A 22,904-nucleotide genomic window follows, 5' to 3' on the forward strand; every position below is an offset into this window, starting at 1 on the left:
CATCCTTTCCGACAGGTGAAACAAATGAAAGACGCAACCCCCAACGCCGCGATCCGGCGGACGCTCGGCTACCCGCGCGTCAGCACGAGGGAGCAGGAGATCGCAGGCGTCTCCCTGGACGCCCAGGCCGAGAGGATCGGCAACTACTGCCGGCTCCATTCGCTGCCGGAGCCGATCCTGTTCCCGGAGGTAGAGAGCGGCGGCGAGGAGAACGAGGTGAACCGGAAGAAGGTCGCCGCGCTCCTGGCGGACGTCCGCCGGGGGGACATGGTCATCGTGACGGACATCGACCGCTTCGGGCGCGACGTGGTCTTCATTGTCAAGAACGTTCGGCAGATCATGCGCAAGGGCGCCGTGTTCGTCGCCATTGACAAGGGGTTCGATTCGCGCTCGCCGATGGCAGAGGACACGCTCGCCAACTGGGCGGTCGGGGCGGAGCAGGAGCGCCGTCGGATCAAGGAGCGGACCGAAGGCGGGCGGAAGCACCTGCGCGCCCAAGGACACTTCGTCGAAGGGCATCCGCCGTTCGGCTACGAACGCCAGCCGAAGCCCAAAGGGACGAAGACGCCGCTTCCCCTCCGCGTGGTTCCGCAGCACGCCGCGGTGGTGCGTCGCATGTTCGCGCTCTGCCTCGAAGGCCATAGCGTGTTCGCGACCGCCAAGCGGCTCCGCCAGGAGTACGGCAGCATCAAGGCGTTCGGGCGCGCCTGGGTTCTTGTCGCGTTGCGCAACCGAACCTACACGGGCCGTGTCGCAAAGACCAGCGTGCGGCCGAGCGCCACGCGCGGCGCCGTGCAACTTCCGGCCGAGTGGATCCCTGCACATGAGGCGATCATCGACGATGAGACATTCAACAACGCTCAGCTTGCGTTGAGAGGCCGTCGCCGCGGGAGGAAGCCCCAGGCTACGTCTGCGACATCCAACCACTTACTGCGAGGCTTCTGCCGCTGCGGGGAATGCGGCGGTAGCGTCGCTGCCATTCCGGTGGACCGCAAGGGCCGACACAAGGTGGGCTACTACGTCTGCCGTGGCCATGTGGAGCAGAAGGAGAAAGGCGTCCGATGTAAGCTCAGCGCATGGCTTCGCCAGCCGGACGCGGACGCCGCCGCAAGCGAGCAATTCTTGACGTTTGCTCGCTCGCTCCTCACTTCGCTGACTAGACCGCCGCGCCAGATCGAGAAGCCAGACTTTGCCGCCCAGCGCCGCGAGATCAAGATGTCGCGACAGCGAGTCGTGGAATTTGTCGCAAAGGGTCTCTTCACCGTCGACGACGTGAAGATGGAACTGAATCGCCTCGACGACGCGCTTGCAGCGATCGAGGCGAAGGAAGCCGAGTTCAAGGAGACAGCAGGCAACGACACCGTCGAGACTCGGAAGAACGCACACGCGTATGTCCAGCAGATAGTCGACGAGTGGAAAGTTTTGCCGCTAGACATCCAGCGAGCACTGATCCGCTCGTTCTCCTCGAAGGTCGAAGCGACGAAGGACAAGCAGATCAGGACCACATGGCGCGATCCGTCGCAGATATCAGCGGCGCACGGAGCGCAGGAATTGCCTGCGCTCCGCCCTGCGCCGAACGTCGCTGCGTTGCCCGCCCCCTCGCCCATCGACTCGCTGTCCCCGATCGTCGCTGCGCTCCCTGCGCCGACCATGTCTGCGCGTGACTACCTCGGCTCGCCAGAAATTGCCGTCGCTCGAGTCGAGCGTTCCGAAGCTGACGCGTAAGCGCCCGGCCATCGCCATGGGCACGACCCCTTGCGCCTCTCGCCGGGGTCGACGATGCTGGGTGTTGGTGAGCTCGTACTTGCACGGAAAATCGGTGAAGAAAATCGGTGAAGTCGGCCCAGCGTGCAGTCAGCATCCGGGAGTGCTCGCGCGGGTCGAAGGTCCGCTCGCTACGCGAGCCGGCTGCACCGCCCTTGCCCCGTGCTCCGCCCTCCCAGGGCGGAACCTCGGGCAATGGGCAACCGGGCCTCCGGCGGGAGCTCCGAACCGCGGGGGGTGCTCAAAATCCCGCGCTCAAATTTCCGCGGGTTCTGATGCACGTCGACAACCACAACCGCGCACGCCCGCGATCGCCATCAAGCGGCCTGCTCGGCGGACCATCAGCCAGCCTGAGCGTCAACAGCCCCGAGCGTCGCGACCTGATGTCGCCCGATCACCCGCACCCACGCACTTCTCCAATACAAGCGCTAATCAAACAGTCTTGGACGCACGCTCACGTACACAAGCCTACCGTCCGCGTCGCGCTCAAAAATGCGCACCAATCGATCTTGTGAAATCACGATGGCCATCCTGAACCGACCCGCGGCAACCCAACTCGCCGCCGAAAGGTGCCGCGTACCTTTGGTCTTGAGATTCAGCGGTGGTCCACCGCTCGCGTGCCGAACCATCAAGTCTTTTAGCGGCGGCGGCCTCAGCTTCGCGCCAAACGCGCAAAGCCGCATACCATTATCGAACAACACTGCTCCATCTAACGTGGATGCGCGTATTGCGTTAGATACGTTTTGCTCGAACACTCTCTCAGTATTCAACAAATCAATGATAGATTCAGCAGTCTGACTTGTGATTCGCTCATTTTGCGCAACGATCACATCTAGAGCCAGATCGAGCAGTGACACAGTCTCGTTGAGCCAAAATGCGGCGGGAGCAGCAGACCGCGGCCAACGACCCCTGATGACCGAGAATGCAAGTAGCCCTCCACGGCCCGCAAACCAGGCTCCCCTGATTATTCTTTCGATGACGCGAATGCCGGCGATCGGTCGCAGCGCCTCGACCGGCGCCGGCGGACAGTCTTCGTACTTCAACAATACATTCTTCGACTTAAGATGGTTATTGATAAACCGAATACCATCGCCTTGGATAACGTCGGCGACAGGCTGCAATTGACCCTCAAAAAGAAACGCAAGCTCTGTAGAAAATCCCTCGAGCAGCACAGTGCCGGGACCAAGTACGGTCGCGGCAATGAATGCATATTTGTGCATCGGCATTCTTGAGGCAAGATCGTGATCCATTCTAACGCCAAAGAATGATTGCGGTCGCCCAACTCCAACAACAAACATTCTGTTCTTGAATTTTCGGGCAATGAGATAGGTCTCACCAGCGGTCGTGAGTCCGGCGAGCTTTATAAGCGCTGAAGGTGTGCATTCAACGGAGCCATCGAAGAGATACCCGTCCCATGCGTACTCGGTAGGGAATTGTACGATTGCCAAACTGAACTGGATGTAGTTAGACTCCTCTCTCGTTAAGCTGGCCTGCATGACGATCGGGACGAGGGCGTCAAGAACATCTCGAGCCCAGCCGGTCAAATTCGAAGCTCCGGCAGGTATGCGCGCGCACGCCTGCTCGACAATTTCAGCGTCGGAGTTCATGGCTTATCGGGCTCCGCTCATTGCTGCTTGGACGTCGTTCTCTGCGCCGCTCGGAGGCTGGGTCCTTGCTAAGGAACCCGCCCGCCGAACTCTGTGTTGACCCGCCGGGGGTACCCCCACCGGCGGGTCAACACAGAGTTCGGCGGCATCTGTCGCGCCAGTAGAGGACACACGTGCTTCGGTTACAACTGGCATACTCCCCGCGATCATGTGACCGCATCCGACTCGCTCGTAGGGTCCGCCCCCGGTGGTAGATAGTACCGCAGCCGTGGGTGCACAAAAGCTCGCGCGGCGAGGACATTAGACAATGCCACCTCAATAACCTGCAGGAATGCGCCCAATGCATCATCGCCGCGACCCCAGACGTGCCCGAGAGCGTCTTCCGTTCCGTTTGCACCCTTCTTGAAGCCAGGCCGCTTCTTGGCTACGGTATACTTTCCTAGTACGCATACTGCGTCCAACAAAGGTGTCTCAATGAAAGACTTGATCGCTTCTTCGCTCGGCCCGTCGAAACCGAAGTAAGCGGAAATCACTGCGGGAATGCCAAGATGATCTTCAAGGGTACTCAGGCCGCTGCGGAAGGTGGCTTCTGATTCCACCCAGCTATCAGGGGGCATCGGGGCTCGAAGCACATCGAGCAGGGGCGCTGGTCGATAATACCTCCGCAGGCTGCCAATCCCATGGCGGACTCTGCCATGCTCCGCTGCCCAACCCGAGGCTTGAAAATTCGACTTGACTTCGATGGTCACTGCGACGGCCTCGGCTCGAACGATGCGGCGTTCTCCGTGTACATTCAGACAGGATGCGACGCTCTGTTCGAAGATCACAATGTCCAACTCACCAGAGGTACCCCCGTTGCTGTCGACTACCTCGGCTTTCGAGACGCCAAATGTTGTCCCTACCCGCTCAGCAAGGAAGCGCCGAAGGAGGTCCTCTCTTCCGTCGCCCTTAGCGGTAGGGTGATCAAACACGCCGATGGCGCGTGCTTGCTCCGTCAACAGGCGCGACAAGGAACGATTGATGTCCCTGAAGTGTGAAGCCATTACGGACGCCTCTCGAGTTTCGGGTATATTAGGAAGGTGAAGTATACTGATGTCCAGGCCACCCCGGCCATAGAATCGGGAGGAATGCAATCACCAGTGCTTCGCCTTTCAACCTCGCCTTGACTGTCGTGGGACGCCTCAGCCCGTCGAACGACTAGGTTTGTGCCGCGAGCGGGTGCCCGCAGCGCTCCCACTCGTCGGTCACCAACCCCAAGTTGGGCTGCGCTACACATTCCATTGGGAAGTGTCGGCCGAGCGGCAGAGTCACACGGACGCTCGAGCGAGAGGATCATGTCGTCGCCCCCGACAGCAGAAGCGAGATTTCGTCCAGCATGAACCCTTGGATAGTGTAGCGCTTTGGGTCGGTCTCGCTCTGCTGCATAATAACAGGATCACAGTCGGACCAAGTGGCGCGAACTTCCGCGACAAATCGATTCAACGTCTTAGCGTGCTCCCTTGCGATCTTTCTCGTCTGCGCGGCAACTTCTTCGTGGATGACGCAGAGGCTGGAGAATGCATTGTTAACGTGAACGGTGACCTCAATCTCCTGCTCTTGAGCACTGAGATATGATTTTACCTTAGTTCCCCATGAATCGAACTCACGCAACAGATCGTCTCTATTGAAGTACATGCGCAGCGCTCTCAGGCCTGAACCGTCGACGAGCGTGCCGAATATTTCTTTACCAGGAATAACCGATGCACTTAGGGAAATTCCACCAATCGGCAATCCGCAGTGCTGCGAATAATTCCTGAGCTTCCACACGAACGCGTAGGAGTCGGTCGTGTCGTACTGCTTTGAGACCGCGCTCTTGAAACGGGCCACCTCGGGCGACTTGTCGCCATACCAGCGCTTGATACCGGTCTCCACGTGGTCCAGATAAGTGCGCATCGCTGTGAGAAAATTTAGGAGGTACATATTAGCAAGCAAGGTGAGCTTGCGTGCGCCGGTGCTCCGCGGCATCATTCCGAGTATCGATGTGCTAGTTTCCTGTTTGTGTCGATCGAAAGATGAAGTGGTGAAGTCGCCGAACGCATCACGGCTCAGTGCGACAATATCAAAAAGCTGTTCCATGAATTGAAATTGTACGAGTCCTTCGTTTGCCTCGGCGATGGCTTTGACCTCGGCGTCAGTGAGCACTCTCATCGAGTCGATCGATCCTCCACCGGCCGGGTTCAGTACGCCTAGCTCTTTAGGTTTCACAGCCACTCCTCTCCAGGTGCACAACTGTTACGGTGATGTTCGCGCGTGTCGACCGTCAACGTGCCTTCCCAACTATTAGTCGATTGCTCAACCGAAGCCGCCGGACCAGGTCTGTCTAGATCGTCATCTTTTGCGACCTCCCCCGCGAAAAATCTCACGGATCGGGTCTGCGCCGCAAGGCCCAGATGCTGTCCAACGCCATAGGGTGGATCCCATCTAACACCGACGGCAGTCGTCTTTCCGGGTGGCCGGGGGCGCCTGGAGGGGGCGCGGCGGACGCGCAGCCGGAGGCGTCGCGCCGCGTCGCGCCCGGCTGACACGGCGCGGCCGTCTCATCGGAGGTTGCCGGACACATCCCGGTCCGTTGACAACCTCGGTCCGAAGGGGCCGTCGAGCTGGCTGCGCGCGGCCAGGCCGCCGCGGTTCAGCACGTGGGTGTAGATCATCTTCACGCTCACCGGGGCTGTGGCCGTCCACCTGGTGGAGGTCAGCCACGTCGCCGGCAGACTCCTCGAGCGCAGACTCGGCGCCGTAGCCTGGTCGAACCGCGGAGCGGCTGCGGCATCGAGAGGGACGCCGGGGAGGCCGCGATCGCGCTGGCGTCGTTCATGACGCCGGAGCAGACGGGGCGGCTCGCCGGTCGGGGCACCGCTTCACGCCTAGCCGGCATCGAGATCCTCGAGCATGAGCTCGGGGGCCACCATGGTCCACCCCGGGCGAGCGCGACGCCGGCGCAGCGACTGAGGCAGACGCCGGCGAGCGTTGCGCCCTCGGCATCGTCCTTCGGGCGGAGCGCGGCGCCATACCGGCGCCGTGACAGCACTCGTTGACGCACCTGGAGCTGCACGACGTCGCCCGTGCGCCAGCGTCGCCCGCTCCCTGAATGGGATCAGCGAACGGGCGCGGTAGGCACGCATGGGAGAGATACGCGGCGGAAGTGCAACGCGACGCCGCTTCATGTGCTCGGCTGGCGCGCTTCCCACCGGGCAGCGACTCACCGCAGACGAGCCTGCCGATCGCCCGAACGTGGGCTTGGGACCGCGGCCGTCCCGCGCTCCGCCGCCTCCCACGCGGCTCGCAGGCTGCTTTCAAGTTTTCCTCCCCCCTCCATCGGCGGTCCCATTCGCTTCAGCGCCTCCAGGCGCACAGCCTCCAGCCTCGACCGGCGCGGCACCGTCGCCCGGCGCTTCTCCACGAGCTCACCGAGCACCTGCGCCGCGCGCTCCCACTGCTCCGCCGCACCCGGCGCGTGCGCGATCCTTCGCACGGCGTTCCAGGGCGCTTCAAGCTCATCACACAGGTTGCCGATCTCGGGGTGCAGCCGTGCGATCGCGCGCAGGTGGCACCGGGTCTGCTTGTTCATCTGGAAACACTCTTCCAGGACGTGGCTCGGCGCGCGGACAACTCCGCACGCGAGCTCGTACCAGCGACGCGAGCTCATGCGTCTACAAAAGCACCGAACCAGAAACCTGCCAGAGCGAAGCCTTCATTTTCCGTTCAACTTTAAAGAGCGTTAAAGCACAGTACAAGAGTCGGCTCCTGGCGACGGCGACGGCATTAAAGTCTGATGTAGCGTGCGACCAAGAGGACGCCGGTTCTCACGTGACACCGTGACCTGACTGGCATTCGCTGGGGCCCGATGACGTGACCTCGGTGTGCGGGGTGACCCCCCCGGGCGGTCCCACGGCCCGACCGTCGAGCGGGGCCAGCTCGCCCGGCGCCGCGGTCGCGAGCCGCGCTGGCATCCACCTGGGCGAGCTCCGCCTTGCGCCTGCGCCAGCCTCCCGCCTGGACGAGCTCCGCGGCCTCGTGCGCCGAGTTCGCGCCCCGCGTCAGGCCGCCCCGCGGTCGTGCCCGTCGCTGTGGCACGCGTACGCAACAAAACGGAGGTAGGCGGCTCGCCGGAGCCCCTCAGCCGACCCCGCGCAAAATTACCAAATCGACCCCTTCGCGACCCCCCCAAATTGGCTTCTCGGGCGCTCCCTCGAAGCGGTCTAACTGCGCGTCACCAGAGCGGTTTCCACACCTGACCAGATCCCGGTAACTCGCGACGAGATACCGGATCGTCAGAATTACCATTTCGAGCCTCCTCACGGGCTCTCGTTCAGGCTCCGTCCCGAACCCGAAACACACAACAACCGAGGTTTGTATATGGCAGGAGCAGCTACCCTCGCGCTCTGGCGGCCCCCGACGCGCGGTCGTCGGGCCGCGCTGGCGGGCGACGCTGCTGCACGGGCGGCATCGTGCGCAGCCCCAGGCGTTCGGCCGTCAGCGTACGGTGACCGCGACCTGCCCCACGGCGCGCTCCGACGAGCCGCCGGCGCGCGGCACGGCCACGCATGGGCGACGTCGTGTAGCTCCAGCCGCGTGGTCGCCAACACTCCGCCAACGCAGTCGAGCGCCGTCCTGCCCACGGCGCCACGCCGGGCCGGGAGGCGGACAACGCCGGCGCACGGACGGCGTCATCGCCACGCCAGCGGGCCGGCGTCGCGGCGGTCGGCGCGCCCTGTTGATGGCCACCCCGATCCGCAGATTTCTGCCCGTCACGGGCGCGAGGCCAAGCGGCAGCGGCGGCCCTTCACGTCAGACCGGGCAGACCGGACGATGGCGCGCGCGATCGGCCAGCTTGGCGCCTCCGACTATCTCCCGAGAAAATGTCTCCCAGGGCGCCTCGCGCGCGGACGTCCACGCGCGCCGATCCGGGCCGCGCATGGCGACGCGGAACGCGGGCGCCACGTTGGGGCCCTGCACCCGTCGATCGCGTACGAGACCATGGGGCTGCCGGCCGACGTCGCAGGCTCGCCGAGCTCCCTCGCGTCCGCTCGGCTTCAACTGCGCACGGTAAACACCATCTCTTGTGGGAATGGAATCCAGCGCGACCCCTGGCAGGTGCGCGTAGAACCCACACGATGCCGATTCGCCGCGCTCGGCTCGCGCATCGTGATCAGAGGCGCACGCCTGGAGCGGCACGACGTCGTCCGGGCGTCAGCGTCGCCCGCGAGCGCGGCCCGATGGCGGCACCGCGGGCCTTTTGCGTCGACACCACGACGACGCGGGTTCGTCGGCAGCTAGATCGGGACCTCGTCATCTCTCAGAAGCCCATCAATCTTGCTTAGCAGTTCTCGCTTGACCCGCTGCCGGTTCAGTTCGTCTTCGTAACCGGCCTTGACAGATGATACCTTGGCGACGCCCTTCAGCATCATCAGAGCGTCGATCATTCGCTCCGCCTCGTCGTCATCCAGGTCGCGCCGGAAGTGAACAACCAGGCCCTTGACGCTCATTGCAGTCCCACTCCCCGCGAAGAGATCTCGCCGGCTTCCCGAAGCATAAGGATATTACGCAACTCACCGATGGCCCGTGCGCGTCGCCTGTAAAGCGTCGAGAGGGGCAGCCCTGCATCTTGGGCGATCTGGGCCATCGAAACTCCGCCCAAATCGTGTGCCACGAGAACGAGTCGCAGCACCGGATCGAGCTCATTCACTGCATCCATGGCGCTGGCCCTGACGTTGTCGGACTCCATCACAGCAGCAGCATCTGGCGCTGGATCAAGCACCTCGATCGAACTGACCAACTCCTCCCTGCGCTTTCGCGCACGCTCGTGGTAGTGGGAGGCAACGTGTACGGTGATCGCGTTCAACCAGCGCTCCGGCCTGCCGCGTTTCGGATCGAACCTGGGCCAGCTCTCGCAGGCGTTGAGCCAGACCTGGCCCGCGACATCGCCACGCTGGCACTGAGGGACCCCCATCCTCTCCAACCAGAGCAACACCGCACGAACCAGCATCGGGCAAAACAAGCGCGCGTACGCCGCAGCGCGCTTTCCTTCATCCGGACAATCCATGACTTTACCCCCCTTGCGAAATCGCACCCTATGATGAATGCGAGGCACGGCTGCGCTCACCCATGGCTCCCTACTCCCGGAAGTGTCGTGTTCAGCGGAGAGCGCTCAACGTCCTCCCAATCGGCAATGTTCGCGGAACCCGGCCCGCCTTCGTCACGCTGTAGCGGGAAGCTCGTCAGCGTGGCAGCGCGCCGGGCGGGCTCAGTCCCCGTGGCGGCGCGGACAGGGAGCGGCGACCTAAGGCGCGGCTGCGGCGGCGGCGGGAGCTTCGCGCGCGGGCTCATGGCCGCGAGCTCGGGCGACGGCACCACAGGCGGAGGAACGTCGAGCGCGCGGGGAGGTATCGGCGGCGGACTCGGCGGCGCCGGCGACGACGCGGGACGCGCCGAGCTCTCGCGCTTGGTGACGGGCTCGCCGACCTGGATCACCACGGTCTCCTCTGCGTCCGTCCGGTGGTCGTCGTGCAGCTGCCACAGGCGCTCCCAGTACCGAGCAGGCGTGCCGGTGAAGGCCTCCAGCTGCCGGGCAAGTCCGGGCGTCATAGGAAGGTCGCTCCTCAGCAACCGCTCCACCTCCCTCGGTTCCAACCCCGTGCTCTCGGCCAGCTTTCTTCTCCACGAAGGCATCGTCGCGCAGAACGACTCGAGCACTCTTCCTGGCCAGGGGACGGGGCGCGCGCGGGCGTCTGTCAGCTCTGCGAGCGCCGCGTCGACATGACAGTCCAGAAGGCGCCGGTATCGGTCCCGCTCCCCCACTGCCTGCTCCTTCGCATCGATGAGGGCGGACTCCTCGTCCTCGTGCGCGTGCTCGCGCGCCTCGCGAAGCCCGCGCTCCCGTCCCAGCGCTTCGCGCGCGGTGACCGCGAACCCGATCGCGACGCAGGCGATCATCGCGAGCCCGAGCGGCGAGGCGAGCCACATCGCACCCAGCATGTCCTCCATAGCAATTCTCCTCCTGGACGTAAGCATTCCTACGCAAGACAGATCTCGGCCCTGTGCTGTCTGGTCTGAAGACACCATCAGCGTCACCGTCAGCTCGCCGTCGATCGACGGTCGACGATTCAGCGAATGTGCCTGAACAGCGCTTCGCGCTCCGCTGCGAGCCGACCGCGCGGAAACTCCCGCGCATGGGCTTCGAGCAGCTGGCGCGCCTCGTGATCGCCCTCTCCGTCGTTGTCCTCAATGGCCCTTCGGGCCTGGCTGATCAGGCGCATCTCGCGTGCGGTGACCGCTGGCCACACGGGGCTCACCGGGGACGAGATACGAGGTGCTGTCGTCACAGAGGGCGCGGGCGTGCTGCTCACCACAGCCTCAGCGCGCGCACTGCCGGTTGCCGCCGACGACGAGCTCTCGGGCGCGGCGGGCGCGGCAGCGGAATGCGCGCTGTCACGTGAGCTTTGCACTGTGACGTCGTCTGCTGCGGGCGCGCGCCCAGGTGCGCGGAATGCCGCCGGGTGCAGCCACGATTCCGCGCTGGGCAGCGGCGGCACCGCCGAGAGGAGCGCGCCGGTCAACACGACAAACGCACCCTGCACGACGATCCTCACGCCCAGCCGGCGCAACCAGGCCGTCCACGACGCACGGCGGTCCAGCCCGAGCACCAGCGGGACGCAGGCGCTCTCGTCCCTACCGTGCGCGGGTTGCCGGGCCCTCCACCGCTTTGAAGCCGCATCGAGTCGATCCCAAGCCCGGCGGTGCTGCGCCCTCACCGTATCCAACGGGACGTTCAGCTCGGCGGCGATCGTGGAGAGCGGTGTCCCCTCCAGCTCGTGCTTGACCAAGAGTTCCCGGTACTTGGGGCCGACCCGGTCGAGCAAGTCCCGGGCCAGCTCTTCCCGCTCCCGCAAGCGCAGCAGTTCCTCCGGCGTGGGGCATTCGTCTCGGGGATCGCGCTCCTCGAACGACGTCAGCACCTCTCCGCGGCGGCGCTCGTTCCGCCTGTGCTTCCGTGCCTCGTTGAGGGCGATCGTGACGAAGTACCGCGCCGGATCGCCGCTCGGCTCGACCCGCCTCGCCGCTTCCAATCCCCGCAGCAGCGCGTTCTGCGCGACGTCCTCGGCGTCGCGCGCCGGCACGCCGTGAAGCCTGGCCAGGCGCCGGAAGCGGTTGAAGCTGAGGAGATGGGTCGCTGGCTTGCCCACGGTTAGGTAGCATCCCTGAGCCGCTCGAAACGGTGCAGGAAAGTGCAAGGAGCGGCAACTTTGGTAGCACCAGGTGGCACCGATACATGCGTTCAGGCGATCGAGCCCTCGCTGCCGCGAGGAGGCGATCGCATTGCCGCACCCGAACGCAATTTGCCACTGCCAGGGCCACTTTGCATCGATTCGCTCTCGTTGACGCCGCGCGGCTGGCGCGAGTACCGTCCAACCATGCGATGTTCCGCATGCGCTCTGCTCTTCTCTGCGCTCCTCGCCGCATCCGGCGCTGCGAGCTCGGCCAGCGCGGAGAACGCCTATCCGGCGCCAGGACCACGTGACGGCGCAACGGTGAAGGACCATGTTCGCCGCGGTCGCAAGGCACGCAACGCCGGGCAGTGGACCGAGGCATACGCCGCCTTCAAGGCCGCCTTGGAGGCAGCAGACCCAGCGTCCAGCACGGAGCGAGAGCGCGCGGAGCTCGCCGGCGAGCTTGGTCTCTGCGAGCTCGCCCTGCGCAAGTACCGCGATGCCGCCGAGCACCTGGCCTTTAGCCTCGAGCAGCGCACGGCGCTGCCGCTCGCGCTTCAGCTACGATTCGAGAAAGGAGAACGCGAGGCAACATCGCACGTCGCGACACTCGTGCTCTCGGTCGATCCGCCGGATGCCGAGGTGCTCGTCGACGGCAAGTGGGTAGGCCGGGTCGCGCGGACGTACAAGCTGTTCTTGGAGCCCGGCCAACGCATGGTGCGGGCCCGCGCCCCGGGCCGCCAGGATGGTTTCCATGAGTTCGGGGCTGTGGCCGCAACGGCGTACAACGTCAGAATGCCGTTGGCGCGTATGGCGGTGAGCCAAGCTCCGGAGAGCGCGCCGGGTTCACCGAAGGAAACGCCGAAGACCAGGAGCTCGTCGCCTGCAGCGCGGGGCCGGCCGCCCAGCCCTTGGGCATCCTGGCCAGGCGCCCTGCGCATCACCGGTATCGGGTTGACCTTGGCGACAGGCTCGCTCGGTGCGGTCTTCATGGTTCGTGCGAGGGCCGCCGACGGAGACCTGGACGAGCGGAACGCGAAGCTCGACGCCGTGGGCGTCTCTCAAGGGGTATGTCGGGGAACGCCGAAACCCTCCGCGTGCGGCGAGCTGACGAGTCTCCAACGAGAGCGGGATCTCTTCGCCGGGCTCGGCACGGCGATGGTGGTGACGAGCGGTGTGGTGGGCGCTGCGACTCTGGCTTCGTTCCTCACGGACTTCTCTTTACTGCAGGCTGAACCGACCAAAGCCCGGGTCGCGCTGGTGCCGACGGTCGCGCCGACACAGGCCGGCCTCGTGGCGTACGGCGCGTGGTGATCAGGGGGCCAGGCCATGCTTCTTCTCGAACCGCGACGAATGCGGATGCTGTTGGCTGTAGGCACCGTCTCCACGGTCGGCGCGGGCGGCCTCTCCGGGTGCGCTTACGACGAAAGCTGCTACGACCGACGCCTCTGCGTCACACCACCGACGTCTCTCTGTGACGGCGACCCCACCACGGCGCCGGCGCTCGACGAATGCGGGGTGTTCGTCAGCGCGTCGTCGGGTGACGACAGCAACCCCGGCACGAAGGGCGCGCCGGTGAAGTCCCTGCAGCATGCGATCGGGCTCGCCGCGAGCGGACGAGACCACGGCGAGGCGCCGACTCGGCGCGTGGTTGCGTGCGGCGGCTTGTTCGAGGAGGAGATCTCGCTGCCTTCTGGGGTCGACCTCTGGGGCAGCCGCCTCTGTAATGACGGCGGCGATTGGTCGTATGAATGGTCGGGCATCGGGCCGAATGCGTCGACCGTCATCGCGCCGCCTGCGCGGATCCCGGTGCGGGTCCTCGGGGGCGACGATACGGGCATCGCGGGGGACGACGCGACGTCGGTGATCTTCGGCGTTCGCGCCGTGGCGGCCGACGCCTCCGCGAGTGATGGAAAGTCGTCGATCGCGATGATCTTGAGCTCGGGTGCCCGGGCGATCCTGCGGGACAGCCAGATCATCGCGGGCAATGGCAAGGACGGGGAGCCGGGAAGGGACGCGCACAGCGAACCGGCCAACGGCGGCGTGGTGGGCAACGACGGCGCGGACGCCTGCACCGCGGACGTGGCGATGGGCGCTCTCCCCGTCGTGACGGTGTGCGACGACGGCATCGAGTCGACGGGTGGACCTGGCGGCTACGGCGGGCTCGAGTCGGGGGGCGATGGCGCTGCGGGGCAGCCGGTGCCCGCGGAGAATACAAAAGGCAAAGGCCTTGGAGGCACTGGCGCGGGGAGTGCGCGTTGCAGTGCTGGCGCAAAGGGGATGGACGGCCTTGACGGCGGTCGCGCGGCCGGCGCGGCGGGCATAGGCCAGCTCAGCATGGATGGCTGGATCGGCGTCCGGGGTGAGGACGGGAAAAAGGGCGGCGTCGGCCAGGGGGGCGGCGGCGGTGGCGGCAGCAGATCGCGCGGCGCGATGACGGCGTGCCCGGCGGGCCGACCTCAGGCCGGGGCGGCCGGCGGCTCGGGAGGAAGCGGGGGCTGCGGCGGCCAGGGAGGCAAGGGCGGCGGCTATGGCGGGGCGAGCATCGGCATCATTGCGTTGCAGGGGAGCGCGCTGACGCTCGAGCGGACGGAGGTGTTTGCGGGCAACGGTGGCAACGGCGGGGTCGGCGGGACGGGCCAACCGGGCGGCTTGGGTTGGACTGGCGGCCCAGGTGGCGGAGCTATTGGTGAGATGTGGCCTGCGTGCCGCGGAGGCCAAGGAGGCACCGGCGGCCGCGGAGGCGATGCCGGAGGTGGCCTCGGCGGCCCTTCGTATGGCGTCGCGTCCGTGGGCGCCTACGTGGCCTTCGGTCCGGACGCCCCCGCGAACGCCGGAAGAGGTGGGGAGGGTGGCCTGGCCGGCAATGCAGCGCCTGATGACGACGTCGGGAAGGGCCAGCAGGGCGACTCAGTGCCTTACCGTCAATTCGACGTTCCCGATCCCCCACCGCCCCAGTGAATGTCCCCCCATGCGCGACACGACATCGAGGGAGAACGATGCGAACCACAAGAGCGATCTATCTGTCCCCCGCGCTGCTCCTGGTCGCGGCCGGCTGCGGCACCGCACCGGGTCCCAACGAGCCGGGCGGAACGGGGTGCGACGGCACCTCGTCGTGTCAGGGTGACGCGCCGACAGAGTCGTTCTGTCTCGAGCGCCTCGCCGCGGACGTGTGGGAGGATGGCTGCGGGGTGTTCGTGGCCGGCGTCTGGGGCGACGGCGACGACGCAAGCCCGGGTACGAAGGAGCGGCCTGTGCGCACGTTGCAGCGTGCCGTGGAGCTCGCACGTGCCGCACGCGGGCGCGTGTTCGCGTGCGCCGACGGCTTCTTCGGGCCCCTCACGCTGCCTTCCGGCGTGGATCTCATCGGCGGCTTCAGCTGCATCGACTGGAAGCGGATGCCCCGCTTCGCGCGCTCGCTGATTCAGATTTCAGCTACCGACGGCATCGCCCTGACCGTCGTACCGGCGAGCGCCGGAGATACGGGAGCCTCGGACGGGGTATCGACGATCGTCGACATGCGGTTCAAGTCGGCCGGCCCGATCGGAATGGTCGTGCAATCCGGCACGGTCGTGGAGCTCATCCGGAGCGAGGTTGGCACGTCGTACGGATGGGCAGGTCACGATGGGGAGGAATGGGACGGGCTAAATCACGCAGCGATCGGACCGGATGGCGTGTACGGCGACGATGCGTGCTCGGCAGACACCGTTTCCGGCGGCTCGGCGGTGGTGAATCGGTGCGACGGTGGAATCCCGAGCGTTGGGGGCAAGGGAGGTGACGGGCTCCCCGACGGCGCGGAGGACGGGGATGACGGGGAGCCGACGCCAACTCCAGACGCCACGCACGCTGGCCGGGGAGGAGGCGGGGACCTGCCAGGCATCCATTGCAACGGTGGAAACAACGGGATCTCCGGCATGTACGGCGTCGTAGGCACTGCGGGTCAGGGCATCGGGCGTATCACCGAGACAGGCTGGGTGGCCGACTGGGCAGGCGACGGCGGCAGGGGCATGCCGGGTCAAGGCGGCGGAGGCGGCGGCGGCCGTCGAGGGGGGCTCACCGCGTGCGGCGTGGCCGCCAAGGGAGGCGCCGGCGGCGGCTCGGGAGGCGCCGGCGGCTGCGGCGGCAGGGGCGGCCGCGGGGGCGAAAACGGGCACCCGACCATCGGCATCGTCGCGCTCCACGCCAAGCTGACGCTGCGCGATAGCGTCGTCACGACCATCGACGCGGGCCCAGGTGGCAACGGCGGGGAGCCCGAGGAAGGCGGCGATGGGGGCCGAGGCGAACTAGGCGGCGCCGTGGGGGACGGCACATGGTCCTGTCAGGGTGGCGACGGCGGCCGAGGGGGCGACGGCGGCTACGGCGGCCCCGGGCGCGGCGGCGACTCGATCGGCATCGCCTATCTCGACGAGGACCAGCTCACGCTGGAGGGCGTGACCTACGAGCTGGGACCGCCGGGAAAGGGCGGCGTGAGCTGGGATTGGTCGGGCGACGTGATCACGGGGGAGGACGGCATCCAGGCCGAGACGCAGCGCTTCCCCGAATAGGATCACGGCACATCAGGCGAACCCTGTAAACGCTGGGAGCGGCGGGGCACCACTTCCGCACGCCAGCGTCACTGGTCGCGCGTTCCTTGGTCACTTCGGGGTCCCTCTGTGAGATCGCGTCGCCGTTGCCGGCGTCGCGTCGCCGCCCCCGCATCGCACGGCAAGCCTATGTCCCTGGCCTGCTCGGCGTCAGGATGGGCTCTACCGAACGGAATACGCTATCATTCTGCTGAGGACCTAGAAATTCTCAGCTTCGATGCGGCATAACCGAAGGCATGAACCATAAGCCAGAACGTGGCGCTCGCCAGCTTAATGTAAGCGGGCCAGCGAACAGCCGAACGCTTGAAATGGTTGGCCACGACCTCGATGGCGTCAGCGAATTCTTCATCAACCAAACGACAAGGAACGAAGAGTCGCGTGAGCCGGTACAACATCTCCACATGAATCATCGTGCGTTGCGCAGCAATCACCTGATCAGCTGGCAGCTCCACGATCCAAGAGTGCTTAACTCGAAGCTCTTGAAGCGCGGCCACTCCAAAGGCTTCCTGTAAGCCACGACGCCCACTATTCTGCCTTCTCCTCGCTACCTCGCGAAAAAGCTCATCGCTACCATGTAGAATTTCCTTAAGCTGAATGCTCAGCAGCTGCGCCATCACATGGCCTGTCAAGTGCTCACACTTAAGCTCCGAATTTCCCACCAGCTCTTCGAGCCTGTAAGCCATGTCCTCGACAATATAGTCAACCATCACAGGCGAATATGCATTCTCGAAGTGTGGACGCAATCGCCAATCTAAGACGATCCTAATTTCCTGCCTCGGTTGGCGACGAGATCCAGAGCGCGGATAGGACCGCATCCACAGCACCACCGCTGTCTCGATCTCCGCCCTGCGACAAGGGTCGAAATTCATTGCCCACCACCCGGAACACCCAGAAAGAGCCCCATTACAACATCTTTCTGCTCCATAGCAGCCTTTGCCCCGATCGCATTCAGCTTATAATACCTTCTAGGGCGACCTCCGCGCTCGGGAATAGGCTCTCCTTCGTAGCTGTCCAGAAGCCCCTCTCTCTCGAGCTCTCTCAGCGCGGGATAGACGCTGCCCTGACCGAGTACAAGCCTCCCGCTTGTATGCTTTTTCACCCGCTCAATCAGGTCGAGCCCGTAACCGGGCCCAGATATGAGGGCTTGGAGTAGGGCCGCCTTCGCGGTCACCGGTGCATCCATACTCGGCAGTGTAATATCAAAGCTTGAGGATGCAACATCAAAGTTTGAGGAACGAAGAACATCCTACATCATCGCACACCGTAAGCGTCCGACCATCGCCATGGGCACAGCCCCTTGCGGCTCTGGCCCACTCCGCCTTTGTCGTTATCGCTTCCTCCTTCGTCGCGATGGGGACTGGTAACCGCCCCCGACGGGGTGGTCACGATGGCGTTGGCCGGGCGCTTACGGAGCGGCGTACGCCTCGGGCGATCCGCCATCGCGTGACCGCCGTAACGTCCGCCGCCGGCGACCGAGGCATCCGCGGAACTCGGCCAGACGGACGCGCGTGTGGGCGCAGGCGTCATTCCTCGTCCTGCGTAGCGCGATCTTCAAGTCGCTGGATGCGCTGGTGAGCTGTGCCGCCGTCCACCACGACCCAAGGAGCCAGCGGATCATACGCTGTGACACCCCACACCCTCAGCGGCGCTCCTTGAGCGATCTCAGCAAGACCGTGTCGTCTAATTTCATCGCCGACAGCCGTCAACCTATAGCGAGCCTCCAGCATAGGTGCTCTGTCCGTCCTGTAGGGCACACTCTCCAGCGCGGCCTCAGTCCCACGGTGCTCGGCCCACTGGCGCAGCCGCATAGCAAAATAGCAATCGCTGATGCGTATCATCCAAGTCTTCAGCAGCTCCGCGCCAGCAGATGAACGGTGCGTCAATACGTCCACGGGCGTCAGCCAGTCATTTCCGAGACACGAGAGTAAGAGCTCGTCAATCCGAGATAGGGTGAGCTTGCTACCGTCCACCCGAGGAAAAAATGCCGCTTGATGGGTGCCGAGCGCTACGAGATCCTTGCGCCCCCCCTCGGTGGCCAGGACCGGAGACCGACCGGATACCTTTCGCCAAGAGCGCGCCATGTGCTGGACGCGCGTCCGAGATAGAGCGCGCGCGTCGTCCAAACCGCGGCGCGCATCAGCCGGTTTCACATGGACGAACCCACGGCTAAATCCATCCTCCGGCGCATCTCCCAGGATGACGATGTCGAGGTCCGGGTGCTCGGGCCGATAGCGGAGCCTCCATGCGCAGAGCGCCCACAGCATCAGCCTATCGCTCCACAGCCCGGACGTCCACACAGTGATTTCCTGACGCGATCTCAACGCATCGATAACATCATGGAACCGCGAACGAAATCGCGTCCTTTCCCGCCCTCGAATGCGCCAATAATCGCACCGCTGCTCACAATGGACTTCGGGATCGGACGCGCACGGCCCCTCAAGCATGCTGTCGCCAATGCGATGCACAGGAAGGCGAAGCCCGCGCTGGACCGCTCTCCGAATGTCCTCATTTGTAGCGACGTGAACAGTCATTGGAACCTCAGAATAAACACTTCTTGCATTCCGGCGATGGAGGATCCCCGGACTCACACCGTTTAAAGCAGCTCCGACACTTCGAGCCTTCGCTTCCCGATCCTGGTCGTGCACAAGACCACGGGCCGCGGTTCATGCAATCCTGATACTTCTCGTTACAGCTTTTATTACTTGTTTGCTCGCAACCTTCTCGACAGCTCTTATATCTAGCGTGTGCGCTATCCTGACACGCTGTTCGCTGCGCCTCGTCCTCGGATTTTCCACACTGAACATTGTCAGACTCGTAGTCCGCCTCGCATTTTTCCTCACATGGTGTCTGGCTCGCGATGTTGCAGACTGGAGGAGAAGGCGGATCCATGTCCTGCGTCTCCAGCGGTACGGGCCCGAAGCCGCCGGCCCCTGTCTGGCCGAACCCGTAGCCGCCTGCTCCTGTCGCGGTGATGATGATGCCGCCGGCGCCGCTTTCGCCCTCACTCCGGAGGTAGCAGTCTCCGACATCGAAGTTGCACCCCGCTACACCGAAACATAGAAGAGCAAACACCTTGTTCATTTCGACTCTCCCCCGAATCTCCAGATAGGCCCAGCGGTCACCATCACGACCACGCTCCCCGGAAGAAAACTGCTGCTTCCGCCGGCCCAGTCCACGTTGAGGCTCGTGGATACGCCCAGACGCCCAGCGAAGTACCAGTCGGACTGTGCGCGCCCGCCTGGAGCAAGCCCCATCACGCGGTTACAGAGCACGGCACCGCATACCGGCATGGAGTAGAGCGACAGGGCTGGACCAAGGCTGACGTTGCCCGTCTTCGTGACATATCCAACGGTAACCGCCGTTCGATCGTAAACTCCTACACGTGCCCCCGGAATGATGCTGAGCATGTTGTGGACTTCGATCCGGAAGTCCCGCTCTTTTCGCCAGAGCCAGCCGGCGAAGGGGCTGACAGCCAGCTTGGGTTCGGTCCCGACCTGGATCCCACCCACGCTCACGCCACCGCTGAACTCGAGTGCCTGCGCCGCCGCCGGAGCAAGGACGAGTGCGGATGCGCAGAGCAGGCCGACGTTGGCGTGAGCGCACATGGACATGGCGGAAGCCCTGGCCAGCTCGCGACGCGCGCTGTGGGGCACGAACGATTTTCCTGGGCGTGTGGCGCGGGCGTCAACGAGAAACGCTGCAGTGCAACCGCCATGGATGGGGGTCGACCCGTCCCAGGTGTACGCCGGTGCGCGAGGCGGCTACGCGGCTGGAGTGTTCGTCAACCATTTGGTTGGCGAACGGCCCTCGCCCGTAAATCCGCAGCGCCGCGACTATTCGGCTTGACCCTGGCGGCCACACCGTGCTTCCCGGCATGCGCTTCGACCTCTACCACCGCAGCGGCGGAAAGGGCCGCGCCGAGCTCGCGCCCACACGCCTCGTCGCAGGCGCCCCTCCTGTACTCGGCCAGATGGGCGACGGCGCCACGCTCGCCCGTTGCCAGCGTGCTCCTGCGCTCGGCCAGGTGGAGAGCCACTGCCCCGAGCTGGCCGACGTTCGCCTCGACATCTGCGACGGCCCTGAAGGTGCCCAAGTGGACGACGGAGGCCCCGAGTTCGTGCCCGAGGACCTCGACGCCGGCTAGTTCCGCCCGCCCGAAGTCCGGCCAGGGATGGCCGGACTTCGGCGCCGCTTCGCGGCGGCTTCGCGCGGGCTGCCTGAGCCAGCGAGGGCGAGGGAGATCCTCGCGCGGCTTGGGCTCCCGCTGAAAGTTCCAGAATGCCGAGCGCGCGATCCCACGGAAGCCCCCCGTGTCAGCTACGTCGGAGCGCGCAAGAGCACTTTCGCGGACGCAGCGCCGAGGACCACGCCAGCGCCTGCGCCGATGAGACCCGAGATGCCGAGGCCCGCGCAGCCCAAGCTCGCGGCCAGGACCGCAATGCCGCTCGCCCCCAGCCAGGTCGATGCGGGCGCCGAGCCCCGGACGAGGCGGGTGCCGAGCCACACACCCGATGGAACGCCGACGCCCAGGCACACGGCGGTGCACACCGAGACGAGCGGCGCGTCCGCGCAGGCCGGAGCCACCCGGGCGACGGCGAGCCCCGCCAGGAGCGGCAGCGCGCCAGCGAGGAGCCCGTAGCGCACCGAGTCCGCCCCCTGCCGGTCGCGCCAGCGCAGGAAGAAGCTCGCGCCGAGCAGGAGCACTCCGAGGCACGCGCAGGTCTCGCGCTCGCCCGTCTCGATCACGCAGACGAGCACGACAGGCACCAGTATCCACGCCGCGCGCGCAGCAACGCGCAGCCGGCCGACCTCGTATGCGCGGAGGCCAAGGCGCTTCAGCTGCTCACGGTTCACCATGGATGTGCCTCCAGATTCCGCGCAGACGGTCGAGCGCGCGCTGCTTGCGCTTGCGGAGCGTGGCGCCGGCGGCATCGGACGTGCCGTCCACGAGCCCGAGCGACACCCGATCCTCCTCCGTGAGTGAGCCTACGGCCTGCTCGAAGGCGAGCGCGATCTCCCGCGCGAGGAGCTGCTCCTCCTGCGACGCCGAGCCATCCAGCTGGCCTGCCACGGACGCTTCGTCGAAGACCTCGCGGCGGCGCTGGAGCCGGCGGCGGTACGTCATGATCTCGTAGCTGGCGATCCCGAACGCCCAAGAGAGGCCGTCGCGGCTTCGATCGAACTCGGCGATTCGAGCGCAGACCTTGTAGAAGACCTCCTGCGCGACGTCCTCGGCATCCGCGCCCCGGCCCACCCCACGCTCCGCGAACGAGAGGATCACGGGCCAGAGGTCGTCGAGCAGAACGTCGAACGCGGTCCGGTCTCCATCGGAGAGCCGAACCATGGCGTGGTGGATGGCTTTCCGGCGGGCTGCGTCCATGCGTACTTGGCCTTACCTCGACGACCCCGAACGATCGCAAGCACTCGGGCACGCTACGGTAGGCGGGCGGCGTTCGCGCGTGACCCGAAAATCGTCCGGGCCGGTGGGTCACGCTCGGTCCGAGGCTGCCTAGTGGGGGGCGCGCGGCTCGCGGTGAGCCGTCCAAAGGAGCCCACGAATGAGCACGCCCTCGGTCCACACGTCAGAACCCATCCTCTCGAAGCGCCACCTCGGTCTCGCTGGCGTGGCCGCCTTCATCGGCTGCGCTGCCTGCTGCGCCATCCCGCTGCTCGCCGCCGCGGGCCTCGGCAGCGGCGCCATCGCCACGCTCTCGTCGGTGTTCCGCCCGGGCTCTGAGCTCCTGGTGGGCGGGAGCGTGTTTGTCGTCGCTCTGGGCGTGATGGCCGCCCGGAGGTGGTTCAAGAGGAACGATGCCTCGGGGTGTGGTCCTGCCTGCAAGGTTGACGGAAGCTGCTGCGCTCGCGGCGCGGCGACGAGGAGCGCGTGATGTCGAAGGACCCCTCGCCGTGCGGCTGCGCGACGTTCGCGGAGCCGATCGTCTGTACGCTCACGGGGCAGGAACAGCAGGCGAGGCGCGCAGCCGAGTTCCGAGACGCGTTCGTTCACCTCGAGCGCACGGAGCCGCTGGAGGGCGCCTTCCGTTGGCACTTCCGCGGCGAGCCCGCGCTCGAAGCTCACCTCCGCGCCCTGGCGCGGCGCGAGCAGGAATGCTGCCGCTTCTTCGACTTCCGCATCACGCGCGAGGGCACCTCGATCGTCTGGGAGACGCGCGGACCAGAGAGCGCCGCCGGAGTGCTCGAGGAGTTCATGCGCCTCCCCGAGACGCTGCGTAGCGAGCCGACGCTCGACGCGATGCAGCGCGCCCTCGGCGACGCCGGGCTCACGTTCGTATCCGAAGCCGGACGGATCAGCCTGCCGGTAGAACCTGGCTGAAACGGGACGAACGGTACACTCTCGCCTCGGATGAATCCGCTCGCCATCGTCCCGTTGTTCGTGATCACAGCAGTCGCCGAGATCACGGGCTGCTATCTCGTGTTTTTGTGGATGCGCGGCGGTCGGTCGCTGCTGCTGCTCTTCGCCGCGGCCGTCGCGCTCGGGCTTTTCGCCTGGCTGCTCTCGTTTCATCCGAGCGCGGGGCGGGCGTACGCGGCGTATGGCGGCGTCTACGTCGCGTCCGCGGTGGTGTGGGGGTGGCTCGTCGAAAAGCAGCTACCAGATCGCTGGGACATCATCGGCGCGGCTGTGTGCCTGATCGGCATGGCCATCATCACCTTCGGGCCGCGCCGGTAGGCTGTCCCGCTAC

21 protein-coding genes are annotated in these 22,904 nt (G+C 65.6%); 8 read left to right on the forward strand and 13 right to left on the reverse strand.

The genetic code is table 11. The features are described from left to right. Positions 1-24: 24 nt before the first annotated feature. Complete coding sequence (locus WME95_RS03625; RefSeq protein WP_437907012.1) at positions 25-1,725, forward strand: recombinase family protein; 1,701 nt, start codon at positions 25-27, stop codon at positions 1,723-1,725. A gap of 467 nt (positions 1,726-2,192) precedes the next feature. On the opposite strand, the gene WME95_RS03630 is transcribed toward WME95_RS03625, so the two are convergent. The 8 genes from WME95_RS03630 to WME95_RS03665 form a co-directional block, all read right to left on the reverse strand. After that, the gene (locus tag WME95_RS03630; RefSeq protein WP_437907013.1) at positions 2,193-3,371 is read right to left on the reverse strand and encodes a putative sensor domain DACNV-containing protein; all 1,179 of its coding nucleotides are present in this window, start codon (positions 3,369-3,371) and stop codon (positions 2,193-2,195) included. A gap of 206 nt (positions 3,372-3,577) precedes the next feature. Then, on the reverse strand, positions 3,578-4,414 hold the full coding sequence (locus WME95_RS03635; protein WP_437907014.1) for a DUF6602 domain-containing protein: 837 nt from the start codon (positions 4,412-4,414) through the stop codon (positions 3,578-3,580). Between the two features lie 289 nt (positions 4,415-4,703). Then, positions 4,704-5,615: a hypothetical protein gene (locus WME95_RS03640; RefSeq protein WP_437907015.1), complete on the reverse strand. Its 912-nt coding sequence runs from the start codon at positions 5,613-5,615 to the stop codon at positions 4,704-4,706. A gap of 994 nt (positions 5,616-6,609) precedes the next feature. Then, positions 6,610-7,056, reverse strand: coding sequence for a hypothetical protein (locus WME95_RS03645; protein WP_437907016.1), 447 nt, complete (start codon positions 7,054-7,056; stop codon positions 6,610-6,612). A 1,627-nt stretch (positions 7,057-8,683) separates the two neighbouring features. Continuing rightward, a complete protein-coding gene (locus tag WME95_RS03650; RefSeq protein WP_437299416.1) occupies positions 8,684-8,896 on the reverse strand; it encodes a hypothetical protein in 213 nt (70 codons plus the stop codon). Then, positions 8,893-9,453, reverse strand: coding sequence for a sigma-70 family RNA polymerase sigma factor (locus tag WME95_RS03655; protein WP_437907017.1), 561 nt, complete (start codon positions 9,451-9,453; stop codon positions 8,893-8,895). The genes WME95_RS03650 and WME95_RS03655 overlap by 4 nt, the downstream gene beginning before the upstream one ends. A gap of 56 nt (positions 9,454-9,509) precedes the next feature. After that, positions 9,510-10,394: a helix-turn-helix transcriptional regulator gene (locus WME95_RS03660; RefSeq protein WP_437907018.1), complete on the reverse strand. Its 885-nt coding sequence runs from the start codon at positions 10,392-10,394 to the stop codon at positions 9,510-9,512. 119 nt (positions 10,395-10,513) lie between these two features. Further along, positions 10,514-11,593 carry an RNA polymerase sigma factor gene (locus WME95_RS03665; RefSeq protein ID WP_437907019.1) on the reverse strand — a complete coding sequence of 360 codons (1,080 nt, stop codon included), beginning with the start codon at positions 11,591-11,593 and terminating at the stop codon, positions 10,514-10,516. Between the two features lie 345 nt (positions 11,594-11,938). Here WME95_RS03665 and WME95_RS03670 point away from each other — a divergent pair, with 345 nt between their 5' ends. The 3 genes from WME95_RS03670 to WME95_RS03680 are packed head-to-tail and all read left to right on the forward strand — an operon-like array spanning position 11,939 to position 16,161. Continuing rightward, positions 11,939-12,931, forward strand: coding sequence for a PEGA domain-containing protein (locus tag WME95_RS03670; RefSeq protein WP_437907020.1), 993 nt, complete (start codon positions 11,939-11,941; stop codon positions 12,929-12,931). Positions 12,932-12,976: 45 nt separating this feature from the next. Continuing rightward, positions 12,977-14,578, forward strand: coding sequence for a hypothetical protein (locus tag WME95_RS03675; protein ID WP_437907021.1), 1,602 nt, complete (start codon positions 12,977-12,979; stop codon positions 14,576-14,578). 38 nt (positions 14,579-14,616) lie between these two features. Further along, positions 14,617-16,161 carry a hypothetical protein gene (locus WME95_RS03680; protein WP_437907022.1) on the forward strand — a complete coding sequence of 515 codons (1,545 nt, stop codon included), beginning with the start codon at positions 14,617-14,619 and terminating at the stop codon, positions 16,159-16,161. Between the two features lie 221 nt (positions 16,162-16,382). Here the strand turns inward: WME95_RS03680 and WME95_RS03685 are convergent, their stop codons facing one another. The 3 genes from WME95_RS03685 to WME95_RS03695 all read right to left on the reverse strand — a co-directional run bounded on the left by WME95_RS03685 (position 16,383) and on the right by WME95_RS03695 (position 19,811). Next, positions 16,383-16,910 carry a hypothetical protein gene (locus WME95_RS03685; protein ID WP_437907023.1) on the reverse strand — a complete coding sequence of 176 codons (528 nt, stop codon included), beginning with the start codon at positions 16,908-16,910 and terminating at the stop codon, positions 16,383-16,385. 155 nt (positions 16,911-17,065) lie between these two features. Beyond that, positions 17,066-17,371 (reverse strand): PadR family transcriptional regulator, encoded by a 306-nt coding sequence (locus WME95_RS03690; protein WP_437907024.1) that lies wholly within the window; start codon positions 17,369-17,371, stop codon positions 17,066-17,068. Positions 17,372-19,277: 1,906 nt separating this feature from the next. Next, positions 19,278-19,811 (reverse strand): hypothetical protein, encoded by a 534-nt coding sequence (locus WME95_RS03695; RefSeq protein ID WP_437907025.1) that lies wholly within the window; start codon positions 19,809-19,811, stop codon positions 19,278-19,280. A gap of 263 nt (positions 19,812-20,074) precedes the next feature. Between WME95_RS03695 and WME95_RS03700 the strand changes: the two genes are divergently transcribed. Further along, on the forward strand, positions 20,075-20,344 hold the full coding sequence (locus WME95_RS03700) for a hypothetical protein (protein WP_437907026.1): 270 nt from the start codon (positions 20,075-20,077) through the stop codon (positions 20,342-20,344). A gap of 173 nt (positions 20,345-20,517) precedes the next feature. Here WME95_RS03700 and WME95_RS03705 read toward each other — a convergent pair whose 3' ends face one another. Further along, positions 20,518-21,057, reverse strand: coding sequence for a hypothetical protein (locus WME95_RS03705; protein WP_437907027.1), 540 nt, complete (start codon positions 21,055-21,057; stop codon positions 20,518-20,520). After that, a complete protein-coding gene (locus WME95_RS03710; protein WP_437907028.1) occupies positions 21,044-21,580 on the reverse strand; it encodes an RNA polymerase sigma factor in 537 nt (178 codons plus the stop codon). Before WME95_RS03710 ends, WME95_RS03705 begins: the two co-directional genes overlap by 14 nt. A 178-nt stretch (positions 21,581-21,758) precedes the next feature. Between WME95_RS03710 and WME95_RS03715 the strand changes: the two genes are divergently transcribed. Genes WME95_RS03715 through WME95_RS03725 form a run of 3 tightly spaced genes read left to right on the forward strand, consistent with a single transcriptional unit; the run spans position 21,759 to position 22,891 of the window. Then, a complete protein-coding gene (locus WME95_RS03715; protein WP_437907029.1) occupies positions 21,759-22,088 on the forward strand; it encodes a hypothetical protein in 330 nt (109 codons plus the stop codon). Further along, on the forward strand, positions 22,088-22,534 hold the full coding sequence (locus WME95_RS03720) for a hypothetical protein (protein WP_437907030.1): 447 nt from the start codon (positions 22,088-22,090) through the stop codon (positions 22,532-22,534). The genes WME95_RS03715 and WME95_RS03720 overlap by 1 nt, the downstream gene beginning before the upstream one ends. A 30-nt stretch (positions 22,535-22,564) precedes the next feature. After that, entirely contained in the window at positions 22,565-22,891 is a 327-nt protein-coding gene (locus WME95_RS03725) for a YnfA family protein (protein ID WP_437907031.1), read from the forward strand. Positions 22,892-22,904: the final 13 nt, after the last annotated feature.

Source organism: Sorangium sp. So ce327 (assembly GCF_051530205.1).
Lineage (GTDB): Bacteria > Myxococcota_A > Polyangia > Polyangiales > Polyangiaceae > Sorangium > Sorangium cellulosum_B.